The sequence below is a fragment of the Streptomyces sp. NPDC111516 genome (assembly GCF_055635345.1).
In genome coordinates, this window is the sequence record NZ_JBVKBV010000001.1 from 932,775 (window position 1) to 955,809 (window position 23,035).

Sequence of the window (23,035 nt, forward strand, 5' to 3'; positions counted from 1 at the left end):
GCCCCCCGTTCGGGCCCCCCTTGGCACGGTTCACACAGCCGATGCGGTGCGAACTCGCCGCGCCAAGGGGTGAAGGCCGACGTCAGACGGCCGTGGCCGCCTGCTTGCGGGTCGACACGATCTGGTCGACGAGACCGTAGGCGAGGGCGTCCTCGGCGGTCAGGATCTTGTCGCGCTCGATGTCGTCGCGGATCTTCTCCAGCGGCGTGGTGGAGTGCTTGGCCAGCATCTCCTCCAGCTGGGTGCGCATCCGCAGGATCTCGTTGGCCGCGATCTCCAGGTCGGAGAGCTGCTCCCGGCCGGTCTGCGAGGACGGCTGGTGGATCAGTACACGGGCGTTGGGCAGCGCCATCCGCTTGCCGGGCGTACCCGCGGCGAGCAGCACGGCCGCGGCGGAGGCCGCCTGGCCCATGCAGACCGTCTGGATGTCCGGCTTCACGAACTGCATCGTGTCGTAGATCGCGGTGAGCGCGGTGAACGAGCCGCCGGGGCTGTTGATGTAGATCGAGATGTCCCGGTCCGGGTCCATCGACTCCAGGCACAGCAGCTGCGCCATGACGTCGTTGGCGGAGGCGTCGTCGATCTGCACGCCGAGGAAGATCACGCGCTCCTCGAAGAGCTTCGCGTACGGGTCGTACTCACGCACGCCCTGCGAGGTGCGCTCCACGAAGCGCGGCACGATGTATCGGTTGTCCACCTGCGGGCCGGTGTAGAGGCCGCTCGCGGAGGCGCCGGGGAAGTTGTTCATGTGGGTGTTCACCATCCTGGTGGCGTTCTGTGGCTGGGTGTCTCGGCGTACGAGAGGTGCGCGGGGCGGTGGGGCCTGATCCGGTGGGTGACCGGATCAGGCGCCGGTGCCGCCGCCGCCCGGAACGCCCGATGCGACCGTGATGATCTCGTCGATGAGGCCGTACTCCTTGGCCTCCTCCGCGGTGTACCAGCGGTCGCGGTCGCCGTCGCGGATGATCGTCTCGACCGTCTGGCCGGAGTGGCGGGCGGTGATCTCGGCCATCCGCTGCTTGGTGCGCAGCAGGTACTGGGCCTGGATCTTGATGTCCGAGGCCGTACCGCCGATGCCGGCCGAGCCCTGGTGCATGAGGATGTCGGTGTTCGGGAGCGCGAAGCGCTTGCCCGCGCTGCCACCGGTGAGCAGGAACTGACCCATCGAGGCCGCCATGCCCATGCCGATGGTGACCACGTCGTTCGGGATGTACTGCATGGTGTCGTAGACCGCCATGCCGGCCGTCACCGAGCCGCCGGGGCTGTTGATGTAGAGGTAGATGTCCTTGTCCGGATCGGCGGCAAGGAGAAGCATCTGCGCCGTGATCTTGTTGGCGATCTCATCGTCGACCTGCTGACCGAGGAAGATGATGCGTTCGCCGAGCAGTCGGCTGTAGACCTGGTCACCGAGGCCTCCACCGAGGGACGGCTCTCCGGCGGCGTAGGGCATCAGATTCGTCACGTATCCACCTGCTCGTCTCTGACGGCTCCGGCCGTCTCAGCGTCTTCGTACCGGTGGGCGGGGGCTCCCCTGCCCTTCCTACTAATGGACCCTAACGCGCAGGTAGGACAACGCCATCCCGCTTCCGCAACTGTTCGCTGGGAGCGCAAGGTCCGCAGTCCGCACAAGGGTTGTGGGGCACCGTACGCCATAAGACCGACCGGCAAATGGGGGGGTGGGAGAAGGAGCGGGGCTGGGTGTAAGGCGGAGGAAGGAGTCAACGCGGAGCGTTGGTGACCGACGATAACGCGGCAGATGTGCGTGCCCAGCCCCGCGACGCCGCCCCCCATTTGCCGGTCGGTCCAAGACGACGGGCTCCGGACGCTGCGCGTCCGGAGCCCGTCGAGGGTCAGCGCGAGGCTCAGGCCTCGGTCTTCTCCTCGGTGGCCTTGGCGGCCTCTTCGGCGGCGTCGGCGACGGCCTCGGCGGAGCCGTCGGCGGCTTCGACCGTCTCGATGGCCTCCTCGTCGTCCTCCAGGTCGACGACCTCACCGTTGGTGTCGACGACCTTGGCGGCCTCGACGACCACGGCCAGCGCCTTGCCGCGGGCGACCTCGCCGACGAGCATCGGCACCTGGCCGCCCTCGACGACGGCCTGGGCGAACTGGTCGGGGCTCATGCCGGAGGAAGCGGCACGCCGCATGAGGTGCTCGGTGAGCTCCTCCTGGTTGACGTTCAGCTTCTCCTTGTTGACGATCTCGTCCAGGAGGAACTGGGTCTTGATGCCCTTGACCGCCTGCTCGGAGGTCTCGGCCTCGAACTCCTCGGCCGTCTTGCCCTGGATCTCCAGGTACTTGTCGAGGGTCAGACCCATCTGACCGAGCTGGTGGTGCTCCAGGTTGTGCTTGCGGGTCTGGACCTCGTCCGCGAGCAGCTTCTCCGGGATCGGGACCTCGGCCAGCTTCAGCAGCTCGTCCAGGACGCGCTCCTGGGCCTGGGTGGCCTGCTCGTACTGCTTGGTGTCCTCAAGGCGCTTGCGGCTGTCCGCCTTCAGCTCGTCGAGGGTGTCGAACTCGCTCGCCATCTGGGCGAACTCGTCGTCCAGCTCGGGGAGCTCACGGGCGGCGACGGCGGTGACCTTGACGGTGACCTCGGCCTCCTTGCCCTCGGCCGAGCCGCCCTTCAGCTCGGAGGCGAAGGTGGCCTCGCCACCCGCCTCCAGGCCGGTGACCGCGGCGTCGATGCCGTCGAGGAGCTCGCCGGAACCGATGGTGTACGAGACACCCTCGGCCACGCCGTCCTCCAGGACCTCGCCGTCGACCTTGGCCTGCAGGTCGATCGTGACGACATCGCCCTCGGCGGCGGCGCGCTCGACCGGGTTGGTGGAGGCGAAGCGCTCGCGGAGCTGCTCCACGGCCTTCTCGACGTCCTCGTCGCTGACCTCGAGGGCGTCGACGGTGACCTCGATGCCGGAGTAGTCCGGAATCTCGATCTCGGGGCGTACGTCAACCTCGGCGGTGAAGGCCAGCAGTTCGCCGTCCTTCAGCTCGGTGATGTCGACCTCGGGCTGGCCGAGGACGTTGAGCTCACCCTCGTTGACGGCCTCGGTGTAGAACTTCGGGAGCGCGTCGTTGACGGCCTCCTCCAGCACCGCACCGCGGCCGAACCGCTGGTCGATGACCCGGGCGGGGATCTTGCCCTTGCGGAAGCCCTTCACCGTGACCTGCTGGTTGATCTTCTTGTACGCCGCGTCGAGGCTGTCCTTGAGCTCCTCGAAGGGCACCTCGACAGTGAGCCGAACCCGGGTCGGGTTCAGGGTCTCCACGGCGCTCTTCACGGTTCGGTCTCCTTGTGGCTGACTTCTTGGGGTTCTGCTCCGCCGCACGGTTGGCGACTTCGCGGACCGAGCCCGGCAGATCAGACACACGGGCACGCATTTTGCATAGTAACGGCAAGAAGACGGACTCCCACAATGCGATCCCGCCGGTGGTCTGCGATCTTGCCGATGGTCGGGGTGGCCGGATTCGAACCGACGACCTTCCGCTCCCAAAGCGGACGCGCTACCAAGCTGCGCCACACCCCGCCGGTGCGACACGTAGGGTACATGCAGACAGGCAGTCCATCCGCCGCTTTGCGCGGGCCGCACGGAACGCGACACCGGGTGACCGCAATCGGGTGTGCGGACAGCGCCCGCGACCCGCTACGATGCTTCTCGTGCCGTCGGCCCCCGGACCTGCGGTGCAGTGCTTGCGGGCGTAGCTCAATGGTAGAGCCCTAGTCTTCCAAACTAGCTACGCGGGTTCGATTCCCGTCGCCCGCTCCATGCTTGGGCCCGGTTCGACGAATTGCTCGTCGGACCGGGCCCTTTGCGTTCCGCTCACGCCTCCCGCCCGCTGCACGCCGGAGCGCGCGGCAGGCAGCAGCGGAACCGGACCGGGACCGGGTCAGAAAGTGATCTGGTTGATGCTCTCCGCTATGGAGTTCATGAACTTGCTGATCGACGGCGCCAGGCCGGTCGATGCCAGGAAGAAGCCGAAGAGCACCGCGACGATCGCGGGTCCTGCCTTGATGGAGCCGCCTCGGATCAGGACCACCAGGATGATCGCCAACAGAAGCACCACAGACAGTGAAATGGCCACGACTGATCACACCCTTGGTCGGTCCGCCTTGCCGGCCCGGAGATGTGCGGCCGAGCACTTCTCCGTTCCGTCCATCGTGCCACCAACTTCCCCGTGCTGGCTGCCAGGTGACGGACCGAAGTGACGGGATCGCGCCATCCTTGCGCCCCGCGTGCGCCTGGGGGCGCACGGCCGCACAGGGGTCGTCACCGGTCCCGCGCCCCCGCTCCGCGCACCTGTGAGCGATCTGTGAATAAAACAATCACAACAGCGTACGACTGTGACGGTTTCCATATCCGCACACTTCATTCACACGCAATTCCAAGGTCTCCGCGCAATGAAATCCACCCCTCCCAATCGCCCACCGATACGCCCCATTCAATGGGGATGAATCCGGGCATAGCGGTCAGTTCGTGGCGGTTTCGCTTTTGATTGGACGCGAACACGCAATATCCGTGCACGGTTTTACGCATGGCAATGGAGGCGTCTAAGGTGCTTTAGATGTTCCACGCTCCGAACGTATTTCAGAGGGCCCCGCTCCCATCGGCGACCCGGGAGTCGGAGCCCAGACGCCGAGGGACGACGACCGCCACCGCGGCGCCCCCCGCACCGGTGGCGAACAAGCCTCCGGCGGGTACGCCGGCGAAGAAGCGTGACGCCTATTTCGACAACGTCAAATATCTGGCCATCGTGCTCGTCGCGGTGGCGCACGCGTGGGAACCGGTGATGGATGGCAGCCGGACCGCCCGTGCGCTGTACATGGTGGCGTACACCTTTCACATGCCGGCGTTCATCATCGTCTCCGGCTATTTCTCCCGCTCGTTCGATCTGTCCGCACCCAAGGTGAAACGCCTGGTCACCGGCGTCGCCGTGCCCTATGTGGTGTTCGAGACGGCGTATTCGCTGTTCAAGCGGTACGCGGACAACTCGCCGGATCAGCCGATCAGCCTGCTCGACCCCTGGTATCTCACCTGGTTCCTGGCCGCGCTGTTCATCTGGCGGATCACCACACCGCTGTGGCAGGCCCTGCGCCATCCGCTGCTGGTGGCGCTCGTCATCGCCGTACTCGCCTCGTTCTCCCCGACGATCGGCGACGATCTCGATCTCCAGCGGGTTCTGCAGTTCCTGCCGTTCTTCGTGCTGGGACTCCAGTTGAAACCCGAGCATTTCCAGCTGATCCGCCGGCGTGAGGTACGGATGCTCGCGCTGCCTTTGTTCGCCGGGGCCCTGGTCTTCGCGTACTGGGCGGCGCCGCGGATGCAGCTGGGCTGGTTCTACCGCAGCAACAGCGCGCAGGAGATGGGCGCCCCGTGGTGGTCCGGTGCCGTGATGACGCTGGCGATGTTCGGCTGCGCGCTGCTGCTCACCATCGGGTTCCTGTCCTGGGTGCCGCGCCGCCACATGTGGTTCACCGTGCTCGGCGCCGGGACGATCTGCGGCTATCTGCTGCACGGATTCCTGATCAAGGGCGCCAAATACGCCGGGGTGTTCGACAAGTACGACTGGCTCTCGACGCCCGCCGGTCTGGTCCTCGTCTCACTGGTCGCGGCCGGTGCGGTGACGCTGATGTGTACGCCACCGGTACGGAGAGTGCTGCGCGTGGTGACCGAGCCGGAGATGAACTGGGCGTTCCGGCGGGACGCGACCGGACGCTGATCCGGGTGGTTCAGTCCGTCGCCGTGTTGGCTTGAACCGATTGCTCGGCAGGCGGTTCACCTGGGGTGAGCCCGAGCAACCGCCGTACCTGCGCATACTTCTCGGCCAGTCGGGTACGGGTCGCCGGTTCCAGTACGGCGAGGCGGGCCGGATCGGCGTTGTGTGCCAGGTCGGACTCCTTGACCAGCAGGGCGCCCGGGGTCTCGAGGATGCGCCGGGTGTACGAACCGAGGTCCTCGCCGTCACGTCTGGTGACGGCGAGGACCATGTCCTTGACCTGTTGCGGCAGCGCTGCATCGGCCAGCCACCGTGCCGACAGCGCGTCGTCCTCGACGGCGTCGTGCAACCAGGCCGCGGCGATCTGTTCGTCGCTGCCGCCCCTGGTCCGTACGCCTTCGGCGACGGCGGCGAGGTGCTCGGTGTACGGGCGTCCCGCCTTGTCCCGCTGGTCGGCGTGGGCCCCGCGGGCGATCGCCTCTACTTCGGCCAGGGTCAGCTGTGCGTGTGGTGTGGGCATGGCCCGACTCTACGGACGGGCGACCGTCCGGCGCAGGGCCGCGCGGGCCGGGACCGTCGCGGCGGCGAGGCCGAGCCCGACGGTGGCGGCGACGAAGGAGCCGTACAACACCGGTGGGATGTACGGCGGTTCGCCCGTCAGCCCCTTCATCATCGGGACGAGTGTGGCCAGTGCGATGGCGGTGCCGAGCGCGGCCCCGGCCACCGTGACAAGGAGCGCCTCCCAGCGGATCATGCCCATGACCTGGCGGCGGGTGGAGCCGACGAGGCGGAGCATGGCCAGTTCACGGCGGCGGTCGAGGACGGTCATCACCAGGGTGTTGACGGCGGCGACGGCGGCGAATCCGCCGAGGACCGCGGCCATGACGGTGTTGGCCCAGGCGTTGATCTCACGGTCCTGGTCCTGCGCGGCGGCGTAGCCGGAGCGGTCGGTGACGGTGCCGAGGGCGGTGAGCCTCTGTGCGGCGGCGGGGGTGGCCCGTACCAGCACGTCGGAGGCGTACGGGGACGTGACATGGGTCTTCAGGTCGGTGGCGGGCAGGGTGACGAGGCTGGTGCCCAGGCCGCGGCCGTAGACGGCGACGATCTTCGGTGACGCCTCGGTGCCGTCCGGGAGGCGCAGGGCCAGCCGGTCGCCGGTGGCGCGCTTCGTGGAGTCGGCGAGGGTGGTGTCGATGGCGACGGTGCCGGAGCGCAGGCCGGTCAGCGATCCGGTCCGGACGTCGAGGTCCTGGACCTTGGTGAGGTCGCTGCCGGAGCCGATGATCCCCTGGGCGGAGGTGGTCTGGAGCCTCCGGTCCCCGCCCGATCCGGTGGGCACCAGGACGGAGCCGCGGAGCAGGCCGACGGCGGTGGAGACGCCGGGGGTGGCCGCCGCCCGTGCGGTGGCGTCGGAGGCGAGGGCCGCCGGGGCGGAGACGATGTGGTCGGCGGTGACGGCTTCGCGCTGCTGGTGTGCGATCACCCGTTCTTCGCTCGTGTGCATGAAGACGAGCGTGCAGGAGAAGGCCATGGCGAGCACGATCGGGGTGATCGCGGAGGCCAGCCGGCGGGAGTTCGTAAGGGAGTTGGCGGCGGCCAGCGACCCCGACGCGCCGGCGGCGCGCAGCGGGAGGCCGATGACGGCGGCGCAGAGCCGGGCGATCAGCGGGCCGAGAAGGCCGACCGCGAGCATGAAGAACATCACGACGCCGAGTGCGGCGTTCGCCGCGTCCTCGCCGCTCGTGGACGCGGCGACGCCCGCGAAGGCTCCGCCGCCGACGAGTGCGGCGATGCCGAGCGGGGTGCGGATCCAGCCGAACGGGGGGCGTTCCACCGCGGACTGGGCGAGGGCCAGCCCCGGCTTGATCTTCGACGGCCGGCGGGCGGCGAAGTATCCGGCGCTCAGCGCGGTGAGGATGGTGGCGGCCGTGGCGATGGTCAGCGGCAGCCAGGACACCCGCAGCGCGACGGCTTCGGGGATGGCGCCCCTGTCCTGGAGCTGACCGAACCACCAGCGGGCCAGGGCGATTCCGGGCAGACAGCCGAGCGCTCCGGCGAGCGGGGCGATGAGCAGGGACTCGGTGGCGATGGTGCGGCGCAGTTGGCGCGGGGTGGCGCCGATGGCGCGCAGCAGGGCGAACTCGCGGCTGCGCTGCCCGACGGAGAGGGCGACCGTACCCGCGGCGGTGAAGACGGCGACCATGGTGGCGACGCCGCCGAAGGAGCCGCCCAGACCGGCGAGGAGTTCCTTGGCACCCGCGAGTTCCGCGTCCTCGACGGCGCCCCGGCCGTCACCGGTGTGGACCTCGGCGTGGGCGGTGTGGCCGACGGCCTCGCGTACCTGGTCGGCGAGGGTGGCGGTGGGGGTGGAACGGGCGGCGAGCACGGCGATGGCGTCGACCCGGCCGGGGTGGCCGGAGAGCTGTACGGCCTGCCGGTCGGCGAACCAGACGGTGGCGTCGGTGGCGGTGGTGCCCGCGACGCGGAACTCCCCTATGCCGGCGGGCGTATCGAGGGTGATGTTCTCGCCGGTGCGGTGCTTGGCGCCCGCGGGGACGACGACTTCGCCGGCCCGGGGCGCCTCTCCGGTGAGCAGCCGCGTACCGGTCAGGGCGGTGGAGCCCCAGCCGTGGGCGGTGAGGAGGGTGCCGTCCTGCCGTACGGGGTAGCTGACGTCCCCGATCGCGGCTGCGGCGCCGGGGGCCGAGGCGACCTTGCCCACCAAGGATTCGGGGAGCCGTGCGGTGTCCGGTACGGGGGTAGCGGCGTCGTACGCGCCCTCGCCGCTGCCGACCGTCATGTGGACCCGCTGGTCGGCGGCGACGACCACAGGCGCCTTGGCGTAGCGCTCCGCGGGTACGGAGGCGCGCAGGCCGGTCTCCAGCAGGATGCCGCAGGCGGAGACGATCGCCGCGGCCAGCAGGAGCGCGACGAAGGTCCCGGCGAACGACGCGGGTTTGAAGCGGACGGCCGCGCGGGCGAGGCCGTTCGGGACGTGCGGGGTGAACATCAGGCTGCTGCTCCTGCGTGGGCGGAGGCATGGGCGGGCGAGCAGGCGGAGGCGTGGGCGGTCAGCGCGGTCATCCGGGCCGCGATCTGTGCGGCCCCGGCGCGCGGCAGGCTGTCCGCGATCGCGCCGTCGGCGAGGAAGAGCACCCGGTCCGCGTAGGCGGCGGCCGCCGGGTCGTGGGTGACCATGACGACGGTGGCGCCGAGAGTGTCCACCGCATGCCGGAGCAGGGTGAGGATCTCGGCGGCGGTGGTGGTGTCGAGGGCGCCGGTCGGTTCGTCGGCGAAGACCACATCGGGGCGGGTGACCAGGGCGCGGGCGACGGCGACGCGCTGCTGCTGGCCGCCGGAGAGCTGGCCGGGGCGGCGGTCGCCCTTGTCGCCGAGGCCGACGCGGGTGAGCATCTCGGCGGCTTCGCGGCGGCCGCGGGCGGAGCCGGTGCGCTGTCCGGCCAGGCGCATGGGCAGGACGACGTTCTGCTCGACCGTGAGGGACGGGAGCAGGTTGAAGGCCTGGAAGACGAAGCCGAGGCGGGTGCGGCGCAGCTCGGTGAGCCGGTTCTCGCTCATCCCGGTGATCTCGGTGCCGCCGAGGCGTACGGAGCCCTCGGTGGGGCGGTCGAGTCCGGCCGCGCACTGCAGGAAGGTCGACTTGCCGGAGCCGGACGGGCCCATGACGGCGGTGAAACTGGCGCGCGGCAGGGCGAGGTCGATGCCTCGCAGGGCGTGGACGGCGGAGCCGCCGCGGCCGTACTGCCGACGGACACCGCGCAGCTCGACGGCGAGGTCCGGGGAACCGGGGCCCGGTCGGGCGTCCGCCGGGTACTGCCTGTCCTGCGCGCCCTGCCTGCTGCGTCGCAGCCCCATGATGTCCGCCTTCCATCGCTCGCCGGACGGTTCTCCGCCAGGCCCCTCGAACGTACGGATCACGGACGGGTCCGGACCATGGCGGCTGCTGGCGGATCTCGGGTGGGGCAAACCCCCGGGTGCTGCCGGGGGTAGCCATAGTTGCAACGTCAATCGTTCGGTAAACTAATTACTGACGATTTCTTGACGCTCTCTTGACCGACTGAAGGATCAGGCTCATCGGACACGCAGACACGCTCATCGCCATGGGCGGCGCCTTCCTCGCCGCCGCCGTTCTCGCCCGCGTCGGCAGCCGCATCGGACTGCCGACCATCCCCCTGTTCATCCTGGCCGGAATCCTGCTCGGCCCGCACACGCCCGGCATCGTGCTCGTCGCCGACCCGCACGACCTGGAGATGCTCTCCGCACTCGGCCTGGTGCTGCTGCTCTTCTACCTCGGCCTGGAATTCCATCTCGACGACCTCAAGGCCGGCGGTCGCAAGATGCTCGTCGCGGGCTCCGTCTATCTGGCGCTGAACGTCGGCGCCGGGCTCGCCTTCGGCTTCGTGCTGGGCTGGGGCACCTCGGAGGCCCTCGTCCTGGCCGGAGTCATCGGCATCTCGTCGTCGGCCATCGTGACCAAGATCCTGGTCGACACGAAGCGCCTGGCCAGCCCCGAGACCAAGACGATCCTCGGCATCATCGTCGTCGACGACGTCTTCCTCGCCCTCTACCTCGCCGCGCTGCAACCGATCCTGTCGCGCTCGGACAGCCTCTCCGCCGCGGTGCTCGACGGGGGCAAGGCGTTCGGCTTCCTGCTGCTGCTGGCGCTCACCGCCCGGTTCGGCACCAAGCTCATCAGCAAGCTGATCCACACCCCGGACGACGAACTGCTCGTCATCTCCTTCCTCGGCGCCGCCGTGTTCGTGGCGGGGGTCTCCGAGTGGTTCGGGGTCGCGGACGCGATCGGCGCCTTCATGGTGGGCCTGATGCTCGGCAGCACGACGTCGGGCGGGCGCATCCTCAAGCTGGTCCATCCGCTGCGCGATGCCTTCGGCGCGATCTTCTTCTTCGCCTTCGGGCTCTCCATCAACCCCGGCGATCTGCCGGGCGTGATGTGGCCGGTGCTGGCCGCCGTCGCGCTGACCGCGGCGATGAACATCCTCTCCGGCATGGTCTCCGCACGGGTCTACGGCTTCGGCCCGCAGGCCGCGGCGAACATCTCCACCACCCTGACGGCCCGCGGCGAATTCGCGCTGATCCTCGCCACGATGGCGGCCGGCGCCGGGCTGGACGAGCGGCTCCCGCCGTTCATCGCCGGCTACGTACTCGTCCTCGCGGTCCTCTCCCCACTGGCGGCCGGACGGTCGCACCGGCTGGCCCGCGTCCTGCCGGGCGGGCGGGGCCGGGGCGGGGACAGTGACAGCGACAGCGGCGCCGGGAAACTCCCGGTGCCGGCCTGAGCCGGCGACCGGCATGTCCGGGCCAGGGGTCCGCCGCGGCTGCGCCCGTCCCCGGACCTGCCGACGGCCTCGTTCCGGTGATGAACCGACTCCCGTTGACGTACGCACGGTTCAGGCCGGTTTGCGTACGGCTCAGGATGCGCGCGACAACAGCAGCAGCGCCCGGTCGTCGTTCACGTCCTTGGCGCACGCCTCGATCAGATGCCAGGCCGCGCCCTCGAAGCCGGTGGCGACATAGCGGTCGGCCTCACCGGTGAGCCGGTCGATGCCCTCCGCGATATCGCGGTCGGACGCCTCCACCAGACCGTCCGTGAACAGCATCAGTACGTCGCCGGGGGCCAGCGAGCCCTTCACCGCGTCGAACTGTGCCCCGTCGTACACCCCGAGCAGCGGGCCCTCCGCGGCCTTCTCCTCCCAGTTGCCACTGCCCGAGTGGAGCTGCAGGGCCGGCGGGTGACCCGCAGAGAAGAGTTCGTAGTCGCCCGAATCGAGGTCCAGGACCAGATGGATCGAGGTGGCGAAGCCCTCGTCCCAGTCCTGGCGCAGCAGATAGCCGTTGGCCGCCGGGAGGAAGCCGTGCGGAGGCAGCGAGCCGAGGAGGCCGCCGAAGGCGCCGGACAGCAGCAGGGCGCGGGAGCCCGCGTCCATGCCCTTGCCGGAGACATCGGTGAGTACGGCCTCCAGGGTCCGTCCGCCGTTGGTACGGGCGGCGACGACGAAGTCACCGGAGAAGGACTGGCCGCCCGCCGGGCGCAGCGCCATCTCCCGGTGCCAGCCCTGCGGCAGCCGGGGCAGGGCGCTCTGCACCCTGATGCGTTCGCGCAGGTCGAAGAGCATGGTGCCGCCGCGCCGCCACGGCACGCCGACCCTGGCCCGGAACTGGGCGAGGATCAGCCCGAAGAAGCCGCAGGCCGCGACCACCAGGACGATGCCGGGCGTCACCCGGGCCGGGCCGTCCTCGTACGGTCCGAGTCCGAGCGACTCCACGATCAGGGCGGTGGCGGCGGTCGCGTAGAGCCCCAGCAGGCTCGCGGGCCGAAGCAGCAGACCGCCGGCGACGATCGGCAGGACGAGCGCGGCCGGTGAGAACCACACCGGGTTGAGCAGCGTGGCACAGGTGATCGCCGGAACGGTGAGCAGCAGTCCGGCCAGCGCGATCCAGTCCGATCCGTCGCCGCGGAAGTAGTCGACGCCGGACTTGCGCAGCGCGATGCGTGCCCGGTGCGCCGATTTCCGCAATCGGGCCGGGTACGAGTCTGCTCCTGCGCGTCGTGCCATTGCGGGGACCTTATCCACCCGATGGCCTCCGGTGCAGGGGGACCCCGTGACAATGCGTTCGAAATCGGGTCGACCAGCCGTCGAGCCCCTGATAGGGATGGCCCATGACTACAGAGCTTCGCGTGTTGCGTCCGTCCGAATGGAACGAATGGTTCGAGTGTCTGGAGCTGGCGTTCGGCGGTGTCGCGGAGCCTCCCGAGCAGCGCGAGCTGGACGAGCAGCTGACCGAGCACGAGCGGTCGATCGGGATCTGGGACGGCACCGATGTCGTCGCCACGGCCGGGGCGTTCAGCTTCCGGGTCGCCGTGCCGGGCGGGGCGCTGGTGCCGGCCGCCGGGGTCACGATGGTGAGCGTCGCGTCCACCCACCGCAGGCGCGGGCTGCTGACCTCGATGATGCGCCGGCAGCTCGACGACGTCCGGGCACTGGGTGAGCCGATCGCCGTCCTGACGGCGTCGGAGCCGGTGATCTACGGCCGGTTCGGATACGGCGCGGCCTCGCGGCAGATGTCCGTGACGATCGACACGGACCGGGTGCGGCTTACCGTGCCGGAGGGCACGGAGGAGGTACGGCTGCGTCACGCGAAGCCGGACGAGGCGATGACCGCGTGCGAGGGCGTGTACGAGCAGTTGGTGGCCGGCCGGCCCGGCACACCGGCCCATGGGCCCGGCTGGGAGCGGAAGCCGATGGTCGACCCGGTGAGTTCCCGGCAGGGTGGTTCGGCGCAGCAGTGCGTGCTGGCGGAGCGGGACGGGGAGATCGTCGGCTATGTGACGTATCGCATAAAGCCGGAGTGGGAGCCGTCCGGCCCCAAGGGCACGGTCACGGTGAACGATCTTGCCGCGCTGGACCCGGCGGCGTACGCGGCGTTGTGGCGGTTCGTCTTCGAGATCGACCTGACGTCGACGGTCGAGGCACGGAACCGGCCCGTCGACGACGCCCTGCTGCACCTGGTGTCGGACGTGCGGCGGTGCAACATCCTGGTCCGGGATTCGCTCTATGTGCGGCTGGTGGAGCTGGGGGCGGCGCTGGAGGCACGGACGTACCGGGCGCCGCTGGATGTGGTGTTCGAGGTCGAGGACGCGTTCTGCCCCTGGAACGCGGGGCGTTGGCGGCTCACGGCCGACGCGAAGGGGGTGGCGTCGTGCCGGCGGACGGATGACGCGGCCGATCTCGCGCTTTCGGTACGGGAGTTGGGCTCGGCGTACCTGGGCGGCGAGTCGCTGAGCGCGTTGGCCCTGGCCGGGCGGGTACGGGAGCTGCGGGCGGGTGCGCTGGCGGAGGCGTCGTCGGCGTTCTCGTCGGACGCGGCGCCGTGGTTGCCTCAGGGGTTCTAGTGCCGGGAGAGACACCAGTGCCAAGCTACGCGCGCTGGCAGCCCGGGCACCAGAAGAGGTTGCGGGCGGCGAGGTCGGCGGTGCGGATCTCGCCGCCACAGATGTGGCAGGCCTGCCGGGCCCTGCGGTACACGTACACCTCGCCGCCGTGGTCGTCGACCCGCGGCGGACGCCCCATCGCCTCCGGCATGTGCTCGGGGCGGACCGTGTCGATCCGGTTGTTCCGTACGCCCTCGCGCATCAGCTCCACCAGGTCGGCCCAGATCGCGTCCCACTCCGCGCGCGTGAGGTCCTTGCCGAGCCGGTACGGGTCGATGCCGTGCCGGAACAGCACCTCCGCGCGGTAGACGTTGCCGACCCCCGCGATGACCTTCTGGTCCATCAGCAGGGCCGCGACGGTGATACGGCTGCGGGAGATCCGCCGCCACGCCCGCTCGCCGTCCTCGTCCATCCGCAGCGGGTCCGGGCCGAGGCGGTCGTGTATCGCGAGCTTCTCGGGGCCGGTGATCAGCGCGCACGTGGTGGGGCCGCGCAGATCCGCGTGGTGGTCGTCGTTCGCCAGGCGCAGCCGGACCGTGTCGGTGGGTGGCGGGGCCGGGGTCGTACCGAAGCCCAGCTTCCCGAAGAGGCCCAGGTGGATGTGGACCCAGCCGACGTCCTCGAAACCGAGGAAGAGGTGCTTGCCGTGAGCGTCGACGCCGGTGAACGTCCGGCCGTCGAGCAGCGCGGCGCTGTCGGAGAACTTGCCCTGCGGGCTGCTCACCCGCACCGGCCGCCCGGTGAACCTGTCCAGGTGGTCCGCCGCGAGGCGGTGGATCGTGTGTCCCTCGGGCACGACGGCGGCTCTCCTCGGTGACGGCGCCGCGGTGACGCGACGGTGTGACGGCCTGGGGAAATGGCTGTGCCGCCGGTAGCACCGGCGGCACAGGGGCGGAAGTCGGTCAGCCCTGCTGCGGGTGGTGGGCCGGGATCGGGGGGAGCTCGCCGGTCGTCTCGTACGCCGTCAGCATCTCGATCCGGCGGGTGTGCCGCTCCTCGCCCGAGTAAGGCGTGGCGAGGAAGATCTCGACGAACTTGGTGGACTCGTCCACCGAGTGCATCCGGCCACCGATGGCGACCACGTTGGCGTTGTTGTGCTCGCGGCCCAGCGCGGCGGTCTGCTCGCTCCAGGCGAGCGCGGCACGCACGCCCTTGACCTTGTTGGCGGCGATCTGCTCGCCGTTGCCGGAACCGCCGATCACGATGCCGAGGCTGTCCGGGTCCGCGGCCGTCTTCTCGGCGGCCCGCAGGCAGAACGGCGGGTAGTCGTCCTGGGCGTCGTAGATGTGGGGGCCGCAGTCGACGGCCTCGTGGCCCTGGGCCGTGAGCCACTCGACGAGGTGGTTCTTGAGTTCATAGCCGGCATGGTCCGAGCCGAGGTACACGCGCATGTTCCGAGTGTGGCACGAGCGTCGCCGGGTAGCTCTCATCGGGGTCGGGACCCTCCGGCCCGGTCCGCCCCGGTCCGGCGGCGACTACCTGTGGGCTCGATGTGCAGGCCCTGTGTGCGCAACGTCACTGAGGCAACGATCCGGCCAAGAATTCGGAAGGAAGGGTTCCGTTTCTGGGGTCCGGCAGGCTTGAATGCATCACTCGCTGCCGGACCCCACTTCGGCGGCCGGGCACGCACCAAGCGTGACCCGAGAACGTAAGGATTCGCTCCATGACGTCGCAGACGACTCTGGCCGGGCCGGGCCAGCAGCCCGGCAGGCCGGACCGGTCGACCGGGCCGGACGCTCCGAACTCCTCCGACGGACTCCAGGCCGGCCTCAAGAACCGCCACCTCTCGATGATCGCCATCGGCGGAGTGATCGGCGCGGGCCTCTTCGTGGGCTCCGGCGCCGGTATCGCAGCCGCGGGACCGGCCATCCTCCTGTCGTACGCCCTGGTCGGCCTGATGGTCGTCTTCGTGATGCGGATGCTCGGCGAGATGGCCGCGGCCCGTCCCAATTCGGGCTCCTTCTCCGCCTACGCCGACCAGGCGCTGGGCCGCTGGGCCGGTTTCTCGATCGGCTGGCTGTACTGGTTCTTCTGGGTCGTGGTGCTCGCCGTCGAAGCCACGGCGGGTGCCAAGATCCTGGAGGGCTGGGTGCCGGGCGTCCCGCAGTGGGCCTGGGCGCTGATCGTGATGGTGGTACTCACCGCGACGAACCTGGTCTCGGTCGGGTCGTACGGCGAGTTCGAGTTCTGGTTCGCCGGGATCAAGGTCGTGGCCATCGGGGCGTTCGTGGTCGTCGGACTGCTCGCCGTCTTCGGGATCCTGCCCGGCTCGGACAACCCCGGCGCGGGACTCGCGCATCTCACCGACACCGGCGGGTTCTTCCCCAAGGGGCCCGGCGCCATCCTCACCGGCGTACTGATGGTCGTGTTCTCCTTCATGGGCAGCGAGATCGTCACGCTGGCGGCCGGCGAGTCCGAGAACCCGCAGCGCGCCGTCCAGAAGGCCACCAACAGCGTGATCTGGCGGATCGCCGTCTTCTACCTGGGCTCGATCTTCGTCGTACTCACCCTGCTGCCGTGGAACGACAAGTCGATCGTGGAGGACGGCAGCTACGTCGCCGCCCTCAACTCCATCGGCATTCCGCACGCCGGCCAAGTGATGAACGTCATCGTCCTCACCGCCGTGCTGTCCTGCCTCAACTCCGGCCTCTACACCGCCTCGCGGATGGCCTTCTCGCTCGGTGGCCGCGGGGACGCGCCCAAGGCCTTCGCCCGGGTGAACAAGCGGGGCGTGCCGCAGGCGGCGATCCTGTCGTCCGTCGTGTTCGGCTTCGTCGCCGTGTTCTTCAACTACCGGTGGCCCGACACCGTCTTCCAGTTCCTGCTGAACTCCTCCGGTGCGGTCGCGCTGTTCGTCTGGCTGGTCATCTGCTTCACCCAGCTGCGGATGCGGGGCATGATCCTGCGCGAGCAGCCGGAGAAGCTGGTCGTACGGATGTGGCTCTTCCCGTATCTGACCTGGGCGACGATCGCGATGATCTCGTTCGTCCTGGTCTACATGCTGACCGACGACAGCGGACGCGAGCAGGTGCTGCTGTCGCTGCTCGTCGCGGCCCTGGTGGTGGCGATAGCGCTGGTGCGTGAGGTGCGGCAGCGCAAGGTCCGCGCCTGAGCGCCTGAGCGCCTGTCGGCGCGCGGACGCGGAAGAGGCTCGCCGGTCGGTGTCACGACCGGCGAGCCTCTTCGGAGGGAGTTGTGGCAGGAACTACGGCATCAGCCGCGACGGCCGATGAGCTTCCAGGCCGCGGGCAGCGCGCCCATCGCCAGCGCCGCCTTCAGCGCGTCACCGAGCAGGAACGGCACCAGGCCGGCCGCTATCGCGGCGCTCGCCGACATGCCGGTGGACAGCGCCAGGTACGGGACGCCGACCGCGTAGATGACCGCGGAGCCCAGCACCATCGTGCCCGCGGTACGCAGCACGGAGCGGTCGCCGCCGCGGCGGGCGAGGCCACCGACCACGGTGGCGGCGAGCAGCATGCCGAGGACGTAGCCGAACGAAGCACCGCCCGCACCGGAGCTGCCACCCGCGAACCACGGCATCCCCGCCATGCCGATGAGCGCGTACACGGCGAGGGAGAGGAAGCCCCGACGGGCGCCGAGCGCGGTGCCGACGAGGAGCGCGGCGAAGGTCTGGCCGGTGACCGGGACCGGGGAGCCGGGCACCGGGACGGCGATCTGGGCGGCGATGCCGGTGAGCGCGGCGCCACCGAGGACCAGGGCCGTGTCGACGGCGTAACGGTGCCTGGCGGCGGGCAGCAGGTCGGCGAGGACCGCTCCGGTGCGGGCAGGGGCGGCGGCAGCAGTGCTCATCGGGACTCCGCGGGGTGAGGGCAAGTGAGGACAGGTGGGACAGACTGAGGCTGACGTTAGCCCAGGGGTTAACGCTCGATCACCATCTGTGGCCCACAAAGCGGCAACTGACGCATTGGTGGGGTTCACACAAAGGGGCTTGCGCAATCATGCGGCGGCGTGACGCTCGTCACTGAGGTGGGAGCCGATCGGCTCATATTCTGCCGGGGGTGCCCTCCGGGAGACACTGTAGGTTTTCGCCAAATCCGACCGACCGGCGATCAACCGGCCCCCGCCTCGTACCCGGGTGTGCACTTTGTGTGAGCGTCGTGCCCGTATAGCGGACAGCGGTTCCGTGTGAACGGGGCACGTGCTCAGACTGTGGCCGCACGTACCCCCACGTCCCCCGTGTCTCACCTACCGAACAGAGCTCGTCCATGTCTCGGATTTCCGCGTCTCCCCCCACCGGTTCCCCGGCCGCCGTCTCCGATGCCGGGGCCGATTCCGCGCTCACCCACGGACTCAAGCAGCGCCATCTGTCGATGATCGCCCTCGGCGGCGTCATCGGCGCAGGGCTCTTCGTCGGCTCGGGTGCGGGTATCGCCGCCGCCGGTCCGTCGATCGTCATCGCGTACGCCGTCTCCGGGCTGCTGGTCATGCTCGTGATGCGGATGCTCGGCGAGATGTCGGCCGCGAACCCGGCCTCCGGTTCGTTCTCCGTCCACGCGGAGCGGGCGATCGGGCCGTGGGCGGGCTTCACCGTGGGCTGGGCGTTCTGGGTGCTGCTCTGTGTCGCCGTCGGCCTGGAGGGCATCGGTGCCGCGAAGATCGTCACCGGCTGGCTGCCCGGTACGCCGGAGTGGGCCTGGGTCGCGCTGTTCATGGTGGTCTTCCTGGGCACGAACCTGGCCTCGGTGAAGAAGTTCGGCGAGTTCGAGTTCTGGTTCGCCACCCTCAAGGTCATTGCAATCACGCTCTTCCTGGTCCTGGGTGTGCTGGCGATCCTCGGCGTGCTGCCCGGCACGGACGCCCCCGGCGCCGCCAACCTCAAGGGCGAGGGCGGCTTCATGCCGAACGGCGCCGAGGGCCTGGTGATCGGACTGCTCGCCTCCGTCTTCGCCTACGGCGGTCTGGAAACCGTGACCATCGCGGCAGCCGAGTCCGAGAACCCCGTGCGAGGTGTCGCCAAGGCCGTGCGGACGGCGATGTGGCGGATCGCGCTCTTCTACGTCGGCTCGATGGCCGTCGTCGTCACGCTGGTCCCGTGGGACGACCCGAAGGTCGTGGAGGTCGGCCCGTTCTACGCGGCCCTGAACCACCTCGGCATCAGCGGCGCCGCCGAGATCATGAACGTGGTCATCCTGGTCGCCCTGCTCTCCGCGATGAACGCCAACATCTACGGCGCCTCGCGCATGGCCTGTTCGCTGGTCGCCCGCGGCCAGGGCCCGAAGCGGCTCGGCCGGATCTCCTCGGGCGTGCCGCGCGCCGCCGTGCTGATCTCGTCCGTGTTCGGCTTCCTGTGCGTGCTGCTCAGCTACTGGCGCCCCGACGACGTGTTCCCGTGGCTGCTCAACATGATCGGCGCGGTGATCCTGGTGGTCTGGATCTTCATCGGCGTCTCCCAGTTGGTGCTGCGGGGCCGGCTGGAGCGCGAGACCCCGGAGAAGCTCGTCGTACGGATGTGGCTCTTCCCGGTCCTGACGGTGCTGGCGCTCCTGGCGATGCTCGGCATCTTCATCCTGATGCTGCTCCAGCCCGACACCCGTGACCAGTTGGTGGCGACCGGCGCCCTGACCGTCGTACTGGCGGCCATCGGTGTCGTACGGCAGCGGCGGGCCGTGGCCGTCGAGGAATTTTGAGGCTGAGGCCCGGTACACGGGGCCGCCGAGGACGTCCTGCGAGCAGGGCAGGTCGAGGACGCCCTACGCGCAGGGCACGTTGAGGGAGAGCAGCGCGCCGCCCTCCTCCCCGATCCGCACCTCGCTGACCGCCCCGTTCCGCAGCCGCGGGAAGACCCTGCGGTAGGTGCCCAGCGGAATCGACAGCAGCTCGCACAGCACGAGCCGCAGCAGGGTGTTGTGCGCGACCACGAGCACCCGCTGCCCCGGGTGCCCGTCCGCGATCCGGCGCAGCGCCATCGCCCCCCGGGCCGCCGCCGCCGCGGGGTCCTCGGCCCCGGGAAAGGGGTGGGCCACCGGGTCGGCGCGGTACTCCCGGGCCCGCTCCGGGTGCTCGGCCGCGAACTCCGCCAGGGTCCGCCCCTCCACCTCGCCGAAGTCGCATTCGCGCAGGTCGTGCTCGCGGCGGGGGACGAGGCCGAGCGCCCGACAGGCGGGCTCCGCCGTCTCGATGGCACGCGTGAGTGTCGACGTCCGGATCGCGTCGACCGGGTGCCGGGCCGCCCATTCGCCCAGCTGCCGTGCCTGGCGCCGGCCCTCGTCGGTGAGGGCGATGTCGCTGACCCCGGCGTAACGGTTCTCCGCGTGCCAGACGGTCTGACCGTGGCGGACGAGCAGCAGGGTGGCACTCGGACGGGCGGTCATGGATTCTCCGTTCGGGTACGGGCATGCGCGGCGACCGGGCCGGGGAGCCAGCCGCGTCGCTCCAGTTCGTTCACCAGCGTGAGGTACGGCTCGGTGTACCACGCGGTACGCACCGGGTGCGGGTGCAGCACGTGCCGCAGCCGCACCATCCGGCCCGCCGCCCGCTGCAGGGTGTCCGTGGCGCCCGCACCGTATGCGGCGAGCACGGCCATGCCGAGCGCGGGTTCGCTGTACCGCGGGATGCATACGGGCCGGCCCAGGACGTCGGCGCGCAGCCGGCTCCAGTAGCCGCTGCGGACCGCGCCGCCGGTGAACGTGAGCCGGCCGTACAGCTGGGCGCCGAGCAGGTCGAGGTAGTCGAGGCAGAGCCGTTCGACCAGGCCCACCCCGGTCAGCAGCGCCGCCCAGTGCTCGGCGTCCGTGGCGGGCTCGCCGAGCAGGAAGCCGGTGGCCCCGGGCGCGACGAAGGGGAAGCGTTCGCCCGGCGCGGCGAGGGGGTACGCCACCACGCGCGCGGGCTCGTGGGCCCGGGCCAGCGCGTCCATCCGCGCCGGGTCCACGCCCGGGAAGGCGGCGGTCAGCGCCCCGCCACCGACCCCCGAGGCGCCGCCCGGCAGCCAGCGTCCGTCCGGGGCACGGTGGTTGTAGACCACCCCGGCCCGGTCCACGAGCGGCGACGAGGTGACCCCCTTGAGGACCAGCGTCGTGCCGAGCACCGAATTCCAGGAGCCCACGGTGAGCGCCCCGGAAGCGATCTGCGCCGCGCACCCGTCCGTCATCCCGGCCACCAGGAGCGTGCCCGCCGGAATCCCGGTCTCCTCGGCCGCCGCCCGCCCCACCTCGCCGATCCGCCGGCCGGGCCGCACCACCTCCGGGAACAGCCCGTCCGGCAGGCCCAGCTTCCCGAACTTCCGGTACGGCCAGGCGTCCCGCTCCAGGTCGTAGCCGGTCTTCAGCGCGTGGCTGGAGTCGGTGGGCAGAGGGGTTCCGGCGAGCCGTGCCAGCACCAGATCGGCCTGATGCATGACCCGTACGGCGCCGCCCGCCCCTCCCCCGTACTCCCGCAGCAGCCACATCACCTTGGGCAGCGCCCAGGTCGGCGCGGTCCGGGACCGGGCCGCCTCGGCGACCGCGCGCCCGTCGTCGTACATCACCCCCGGGGTCAGCGGCCGGCCTGCCCGGTCGCCGAGCAGGACGGTGCCGGAGGTGGCGCAGACGGCGAGCGCACGCGGGGCGGGGCAGTCGCGCAGCGCCTGGCGGCTGGCTCTGCACACGGCCGTCCACCAGTCGAGGGGCCGTTGCTCGTGCCGTACGCCGTCGCGTCTGCCCGCGAGCGGGGCGGAGCCGCTGCCGAGGATCTCGCCGCGGTCTCCTGCCACCACCGCACGGACGCTCTGCGTGCCGAGATCGATGCCCATCCACATATCGGCCCTCTCTGTGAAGTTCTCACTCTGCACCGAGAATTTCCGTTGCGCGAGGGATTGACGGCCAAGTTCCGTTGTTCCAAGCTCTGTTAACCAGTCGACTCAACGTGTGAATGGGCACCGCCCCCACTCGTCTCCGGCCGGACCGTGGAGGTCACGGATGGACATGCACGCGCACGACCGGCGACGGTTCCTCGCCCTCGGTGCGGCGGCGGCCGCGTCCGCCGCGCCGCTGCTCACCGCCTGCGGCGCGGGTTTCGGTGACGACAACGGGAACGGCAAGGGCGGCGGCTCCGCGGCCGACGACATCACCGGGTCCTTCGACTGGAAGCGGGCCGAGGGCAGAACCGTCAAGGCGCTGCTCAACAAGCATCCGTACACCGATGCCCTGATCGCCGATCTGAAGGCGTTCACCGAGAAGACCGGCATCAAGGTCGAGTACGACGTCTTCCCCGAGGACAACTACTTCGACAAGCTCACCGTCGACCTCTCCAGTGGACGCGCCTCCTACGACGTGTTCATGCTCGGCGCGTACATGGTGTGGCAGTACGGTCCGCCGGGCTGGCTGGAGGACCTCGGCCCGTGGATGCGCAACTCCTCGGCGACCGGGGCCGAATGGGACCGGGCCGACTTCTTCCCCAATCTCCTCTCGGCGGACCAGTGGTCGCTGAAGGCGGGCGCCCCGCTCGGGCAGGGCGGACAGTACGCGCTGCCGTGGGGCTGGGAGACCAATGTCGTCGCGTACAACACCGAGGTCTTCAAGAAGCTCGGCCTGAAGCCCGCCGAGACCTTCGACGAGCTGCGCGAGGTCGCCGGGGCCATCACCCGCAGGGCGCCCGGAGCGGGCTTCGACGGGATGTACGGGGTCGCGGTGCGCGGCTCGCGCAGCTGGGCGACGATCCACCCGGGCTTCATGACGATGTACGCCCGCAACGGGCTGAAGGACTTCACCGTCGAGGGCGGGAAGGTGAAACCCGCGATGAACTCCCCGGAGGCGATCGCGTTCACCCGGGACTGGGCGGAGATGGTCAAGAAGGGCGGCCCGCCGTCCTGGACCTCGTACACCTGGTACCAGTGCTCCAGCGACCTCGGCGCGAAGAAGGCGGGGATGCTCTTCGACGCCGACACCGCCGCCTATTTCCAGGCGGTGAAGGGGGCCTCCCCGGCGTCCGGGAAGATCGCCTTCCACCCCGGCCCCAAGGGCCCCGACGGCTCGCTCGCCACGAACATGTGGATCTGGTCGCTCGGCATGAACGCCAGGAGCCGCAACAAGTCCGCGGCCTGGCTGTTCCTCCAGTGGGCGACCGGCAAGGAGCATCTGCGCAAGGGTGCGATCGAGTACAACCACATCGACCCGGTCCGCAAGTCGGTCAGCCAGGACCCCGCGTACAAGGACAAGATGCGGGCCATCCCCGGCTTCATCGAGACGTTCGAGACGGTCGTCGACCGGACGGAGATCCAGTTCACCCCGCAGGAACAGTTCTTCGACGCGACGACCAGCTGGGCCGCCGCGCTCCAGGAGATCTACGGCGGGAAGAACGCCTCGTCCGTACTGAACTCCCTGGCCGGCGATCTGGCGTCGAAGGTCGGCTGAC

19 protein-coding genes and 2 tRNA genes are annotated in these 23,035 nt (G+C 70.1%); 7 read left to right on the plus strand and 14 right to left on the minus strand.

Features of this window, described 5'->3' with window-relative positions; translation table 11 throughout:
• Positions 1 to 82 precede the first annotated feature (82 nt).
• The 4 genes from ACZ7L9_RS04355 to ACZ7L9_RS04370 form a co-directional block, all read right to left on the minus strand.
• Complete coding sequence (locus ACZ7L9_RS04355) at positions 83 to 763, minus strand: ATP-dependent Clp protease proteolytic subunit (RefSeq protein ID WP_351078414.1); 681 nt, start codon at positions 761 to 763, stop codon at positions 83 to 85.
• Between the two features lie 81 nt (positions 764 to 844).
• Complete coding sequence (locus tag ACZ7L9_RS04360; RefSeq protein WP_471412784.1) at positions 845 to 1,450, minus strand: ATP-dependent Clp protease proteolytic subunit; 606 nt, start codon at positions 1,448 to 1,450, stop codon at positions 845 to 847.
• A gap of 412 nt (positions 1,451 to 1,862) precedes the next feature.
• Positions 1,863 to 3,278, minus strand: coding sequence for a trigger factor (tig, locus tag ACZ7L9_RS04365; protein ID WP_471412373.1), 1,416 nt, complete (start codon positions 3,276 to 3,278; stop codon positions 1,863 to 1,865).
• A gap of 169 nt (positions 3,279 to 3,447) precedes the next feature.
• Positions 3,448 to 3,524: transfer RNA gene (locus ACZ7L9_RS04370), tRNA-Pro, on the minus strand.
• Between the two features lie 166 nt (positions 3,525 to 3,690).
• Here ACZ7L9_RS04370 and ACZ7L9_RS04375 point away from each other — a divergent pair.
• Positions 3,691 to 3,764 (plus strand) — tRNA-Gly (locus ACZ7L9_RS04375).
• Between the two features lie 121 nt (positions 3,765 to 3,885).
• Here the strand turns inward: ACZ7L9_RS04375 and ACZ7L9_RS04380 are convergent.
• Positions 3,886 to 4,080, minus strand: coding sequence for a hypothetical protein (locus ACZ7L9_RS04380; protein ID WP_471412374.1), 195 nt, complete (start codon positions 4,078 to 4,080; stop codon positions 3,886 to 3,888).
• Between the two features lie 480 nt (positions 4,081 to 4,560).
• On the opposite strand from ACZ7L9_RS04380, the gene ACZ7L9_RS04385 reads away from it, so the two are divergent.
• Positions 4,561 to 5,715 carry an acyltransferase family protein gene (locus ACZ7L9_RS04385; RefSeq protein WP_471412375.1) on the plus strand — a complete coding sequence of 385 codons (1,155 nt, stop codon included), beginning with the start codon at positions 4,561 to 4,563 and terminating at the stop codon, positions 5,713 to 5,715.
• A 10-nt stretch (positions 5,716 to 5,725) separates the two neighbouring features.
• Here ACZ7L9_RS04385 and ACZ7L9_RS04390 read toward each other — a convergent pair whose 3' ends face one another.
• From ACZ7L9_RS04390 to ACZ7L9_RS04400, 3 genes are read right to left on the minus strand one after another with little or no spacing between them, the layout of a single operon-like run.
• Positions 5,726 to 6,232, minus strand: coding sequence for an HD domain-containing protein (locus ACZ7L9_RS04390; protein ID WP_471412376.1), 507 nt, complete (start codon positions 6,230 to 6,232; stop codon positions 5,726 to 5,728).
• A gap of 9 nt (positions 6,233 to 6,241) precedes the next feature.
• The gene (locus ACZ7L9_RS04395) at positions 6,242 to 8,722 is read right to left on the minus strand and encodes an ABC transporter permease (protein WP_471412378.1); all 2,481 of its coding nucleotides are present in this window, start codon (positions 8,720 to 8,722) and stop codon (positions 6,242 to 6,244) included.
• Complete coding sequence (locus ACZ7L9_RS04400) at positions 8,722 to 9,588, minus strand: ABC transporter ATP-binding protein (protein WP_471412379.1); 867 nt, start codon at positions 9,586 to 9,588, stop codon at positions 8,722 to 8,724. The genes ACZ7L9_RS04395 and ACZ7L9_RS04400 overlap by 1 nt, the downstream gene beginning before the upstream one ends.
• 245 nt (positions 9,589 to 9,833) lie before the next feature.
• Here ACZ7L9_RS04400 and ACZ7L9_RS04405 point away from each other — a divergent pair, with 245 nt between their 5' ends.
• Entirely contained in the window at positions 9,834 to 11,030 is a 1,197-nt protein-coding gene (locus ACZ7L9_RS04405; RefSeq protein ID WP_471412380.1) for a cation:proton antiporter, read from the plus strand.
• 132 nt (positions 11,031 to 11,162) lie between these two features.
• Here ACZ7L9_RS04405 and ACZ7L9_RS04410 read toward each other — a convergent pair whose 3' ends face one another.
• Positions 11,163 to 12,308, minus strand: a complete 1,146-nt coding sequence (locus ACZ7L9_RS04410; RefSeq protein ID WP_471412382.1) for a SpoIIE family protein phosphatase — start codon at positions 12,306 to 12,308, stop codon at positions 11,163 to 11,165.
• A gap of 104 nt (positions 12,309 to 12,412) precedes the next feature.
• On the opposite strand from ACZ7L9_RS04410, the gene ACZ7L9_RS04415 reads away from it, so the two are divergent.
• On the plus strand, positions 12,413 to 13,645 hold the full coding sequence (locus tag ACZ7L9_RS04415) for a GNAT family N-acetyltransferase (protein WP_471412383.1): 1,233 nt from the start codon (positions 12,413 to 12,415) through the stop codon (positions 13,643 to 13,645).
• Between the two features lie 25 nt (positions 13,646 to 13,670).
• Here ACZ7L9_RS04415 and ACZ7L9_RS04420 read toward each other — a convergent pair whose 3' ends face one another.
• Positions 13,671 to 14,480, minus strand: coding sequence for an Fpg/Nei family DNA glycosylase (locus tag ACZ7L9_RS04420; RefSeq protein ID WP_471412384.1), 810 nt, complete (start codon positions 14,478 to 14,480; stop codon positions 13,671 to 13,673).
• Between the two features lie 106 nt (positions 14,481 to 14,586).
• On the minus strand, positions 14,587 to 15,075 hold the full coding sequence (locus ACZ7L9_RS04425; RefSeq protein ID WP_093898231.1) for a ribose-5-phosphate isomerase: 489 nt from the start codon (positions 15,073 to 15,075) through the stop codon (positions 14,587 to 14,589).
• Between the two features lie 272 nt (positions 15,076 to 15,347).
• Between ACZ7L9_RS04425 and ACZ7L9_RS04430 the strand changes: the two genes are divergently transcribed.
• A complete protein-coding gene (locus ACZ7L9_RS04430) occupies positions 15,348 to 16,796 on the plus strand; it encodes an amino acid permease (RefSeq protein WP_471412386.1) in 1,449 nt (482 codons plus the stop codon).
• 101 nt (positions 16,797 to 16,897) lie between these two features.
• Here the strand turns inward: ACZ7L9_RS04430 and ACZ7L9_RS04435 are convergent, their stop codons facing one another.
• Positions 16,898 to 17,494, minus strand: coding sequence for a biotin transporter BioY (locus ACZ7L9_RS04435; RefSeq protein WP_471412388.1), 597 nt, complete (start codon positions 17,492 to 17,494; stop codon positions 16,898 to 16,900).
• A 416-nt stretch (positions 17,495 to 17,910) separates the two neighbouring features.
• Between ACZ7L9_RS04435 and ACZ7L9_RS04440 the strand changes: the two genes are divergently transcribed.
• The gene (locus ACZ7L9_RS04440; protein WP_471412390.1) at positions 17,911 to 19,332 is read left to right on the plus strand and encodes an amino acid permease; all 1,422 of its coding nucleotides are present in this window, start codon (positions 17,911 to 17,913) and stop codon (positions 19,330 to 19,332) included.
• A 63-nt stretch (positions 19,333 to 19,395) separates the two neighbouring features.
• On the opposite strand, the gene ACZ7L9_RS04445 is transcribed toward ACZ7L9_RS04440, so the two are convergent.
• Both ACZ7L9_RS04445 and ACZ7L9_RS04450 read right to left on the minus strand, forming a co-directional pair.
• Positions 19,396 to 20,016 (minus strand): histidine phosphatase family protein, encoded by a 621-nt coding sequence (locus tag ACZ7L9_RS04445; protein WP_471412392.1) that lies wholly within the window; start codon positions 20,014 to 20,016, stop codon positions 19,396 to 19,398.
• Positions 20,013 to 21,440, minus strand: a complete 1,428-nt coding sequence (locus tag ACZ7L9_RS04450) for an FGGY-family carbohydrate kinase (protein WP_471412785.1) — start codon at positions 21,438 to 21,440, stop codon at positions 20,013 to 20,015. Before ACZ7L9_RS04450 ends, ACZ7L9_RS04445 begins: the two co-directional genes overlap by 4 nt.
• 160 nt (positions 21,441 to 21,600) lie before the next feature.
• Between ACZ7L9_RS04450 and ACZ7L9_RS04455 the strand changes: the two genes are divergently transcribed.
• Positions 21,601 to 23,034 carry an ABC transporter substrate-binding protein gene (locus ACZ7L9_RS04455; protein WP_471412393.1) on the plus strand — a complete coding sequence of 478 codons (1,434 nt, stop codon included), beginning with the start codon at positions 21,601 to 21,603 and terminating at the stop codon, positions 23,032 to 23,034.
• The last annotated feature ends 1 nt before the right edge of the window (position 23,035 follow it).

Coding starts and splice junctions, on each gene's coding strand:
- ACZ7L9_RS04355 (WP_351078414.1), bottom strand. CDS start 763: ATGGTGAACACCCACATGAACAACTTCCCCGGCGCCTCCGCGAGCGGC.
- ACZ7L9_RS04360 (WP_471412784.1), bottom strand. CDS start 1,450: ATGCCCTACGCCGCCGGAGAGCCGTCCCTCGGTGGAGGCCTCGGTGAC.
- ACZ7L9_RS04385 (WP_471412375.1), top strand. CDS start 4,561: ATGTTCCACGCTCCGAACGTATTTCAGAGGGCCCCGCTCCCATCGGCG.
- ACZ7L9_RS04390 (WP_471412376.1), bottom strand. CDS start 6,232: ATGCCCACACCACACGCACAGCTGACCCTGGCCGAAGTAGAGGCGATC.
- ACZ7L9_RS04395 (WP_471412378.1), bottom strand. CDS start 8,722: ATGTTCACCCCGCACGTCCCGAACGGCCTCGCCCGCGCGGCCGTCCGC.
- ACZ7L9_RS04400 (WP_471412379.1), bottom strand. CDS start 9,588: ATGGGGCTGCGACGCAGCAGGCAGGGCGCGCAGGACAGGCAGTACCCG.
- ACZ7L9_RS04405 (WP_471412380.1), top strand. CDS start 9,834: ATGGGCGGCGCCTTCCTCGCCGCCGCCGTTCTCGCCCGCGTCGGCAGC.
- ACZ7L9_RS04410 (WP_471412382.1), bottom strand. CDS start 12,308: ATGGCACGACGCGCAGGAGCAGACTCGTACCCGGCCCGATTGCGGAAA.
- ACZ7L9_RS04415 (WP_471412383.1), top strand. CDS start 12,413: ATGACTACAGAGCTTCGCGTGTTGCGTCCGTCCGAATGGAACGAATGG.
- ACZ7L9_RS04425 (WP_093898231.1), bottom strand. CDS start 15,075: ATGCGCGTGTACCTCGGCTCGGACCATGCCGGCTATGAACTCAAGAAC.
- ACZ7L9_RS04430 (WP_471412386.1), top strand. CDS start 15,348: ATGACGTCGCAGACGACTCTGGCCGGGCCGGGCCAGCAGCCCGGCAGG.
- ACZ7L9_RS04435 (WP_471412388.1), bottom strand. CDS start 17,494: ATGAGCACTGCTGCCGCCGCCCCTGCCCGCACCGGAGCGGTCCTCGCC.
- ACZ7L9_RS04440 (WP_471412390.1), top strand. CDS start 17,911: ATGTCTCGGATTTCCGCGTCTCCCCCCACCGGTTCCCCGGCCGCCGTC.
- ACZ7L9_RS04445 (WP_471412392.1), bottom strand. CDS start 20,016: ATGACCGCCCGTCCGAGTGCCACCCTGCTGCTCGTCCGCCACGGTCAG.
- ACZ7L9_RS04450 (WP_471412785.1), bottom strand. CDS start 21,440: ATGTGGATGGGCATCGATCTCGGCACGCAGAGCGTCCGTGCGGTGGTG.
- ACZ7L9_RS04455 (WP_471412393.1), top strand. CDS start 21,601: ATGGACATGCACGCGCACGACCGGCGACGGTTCCTCGCCCTCGGTGCG.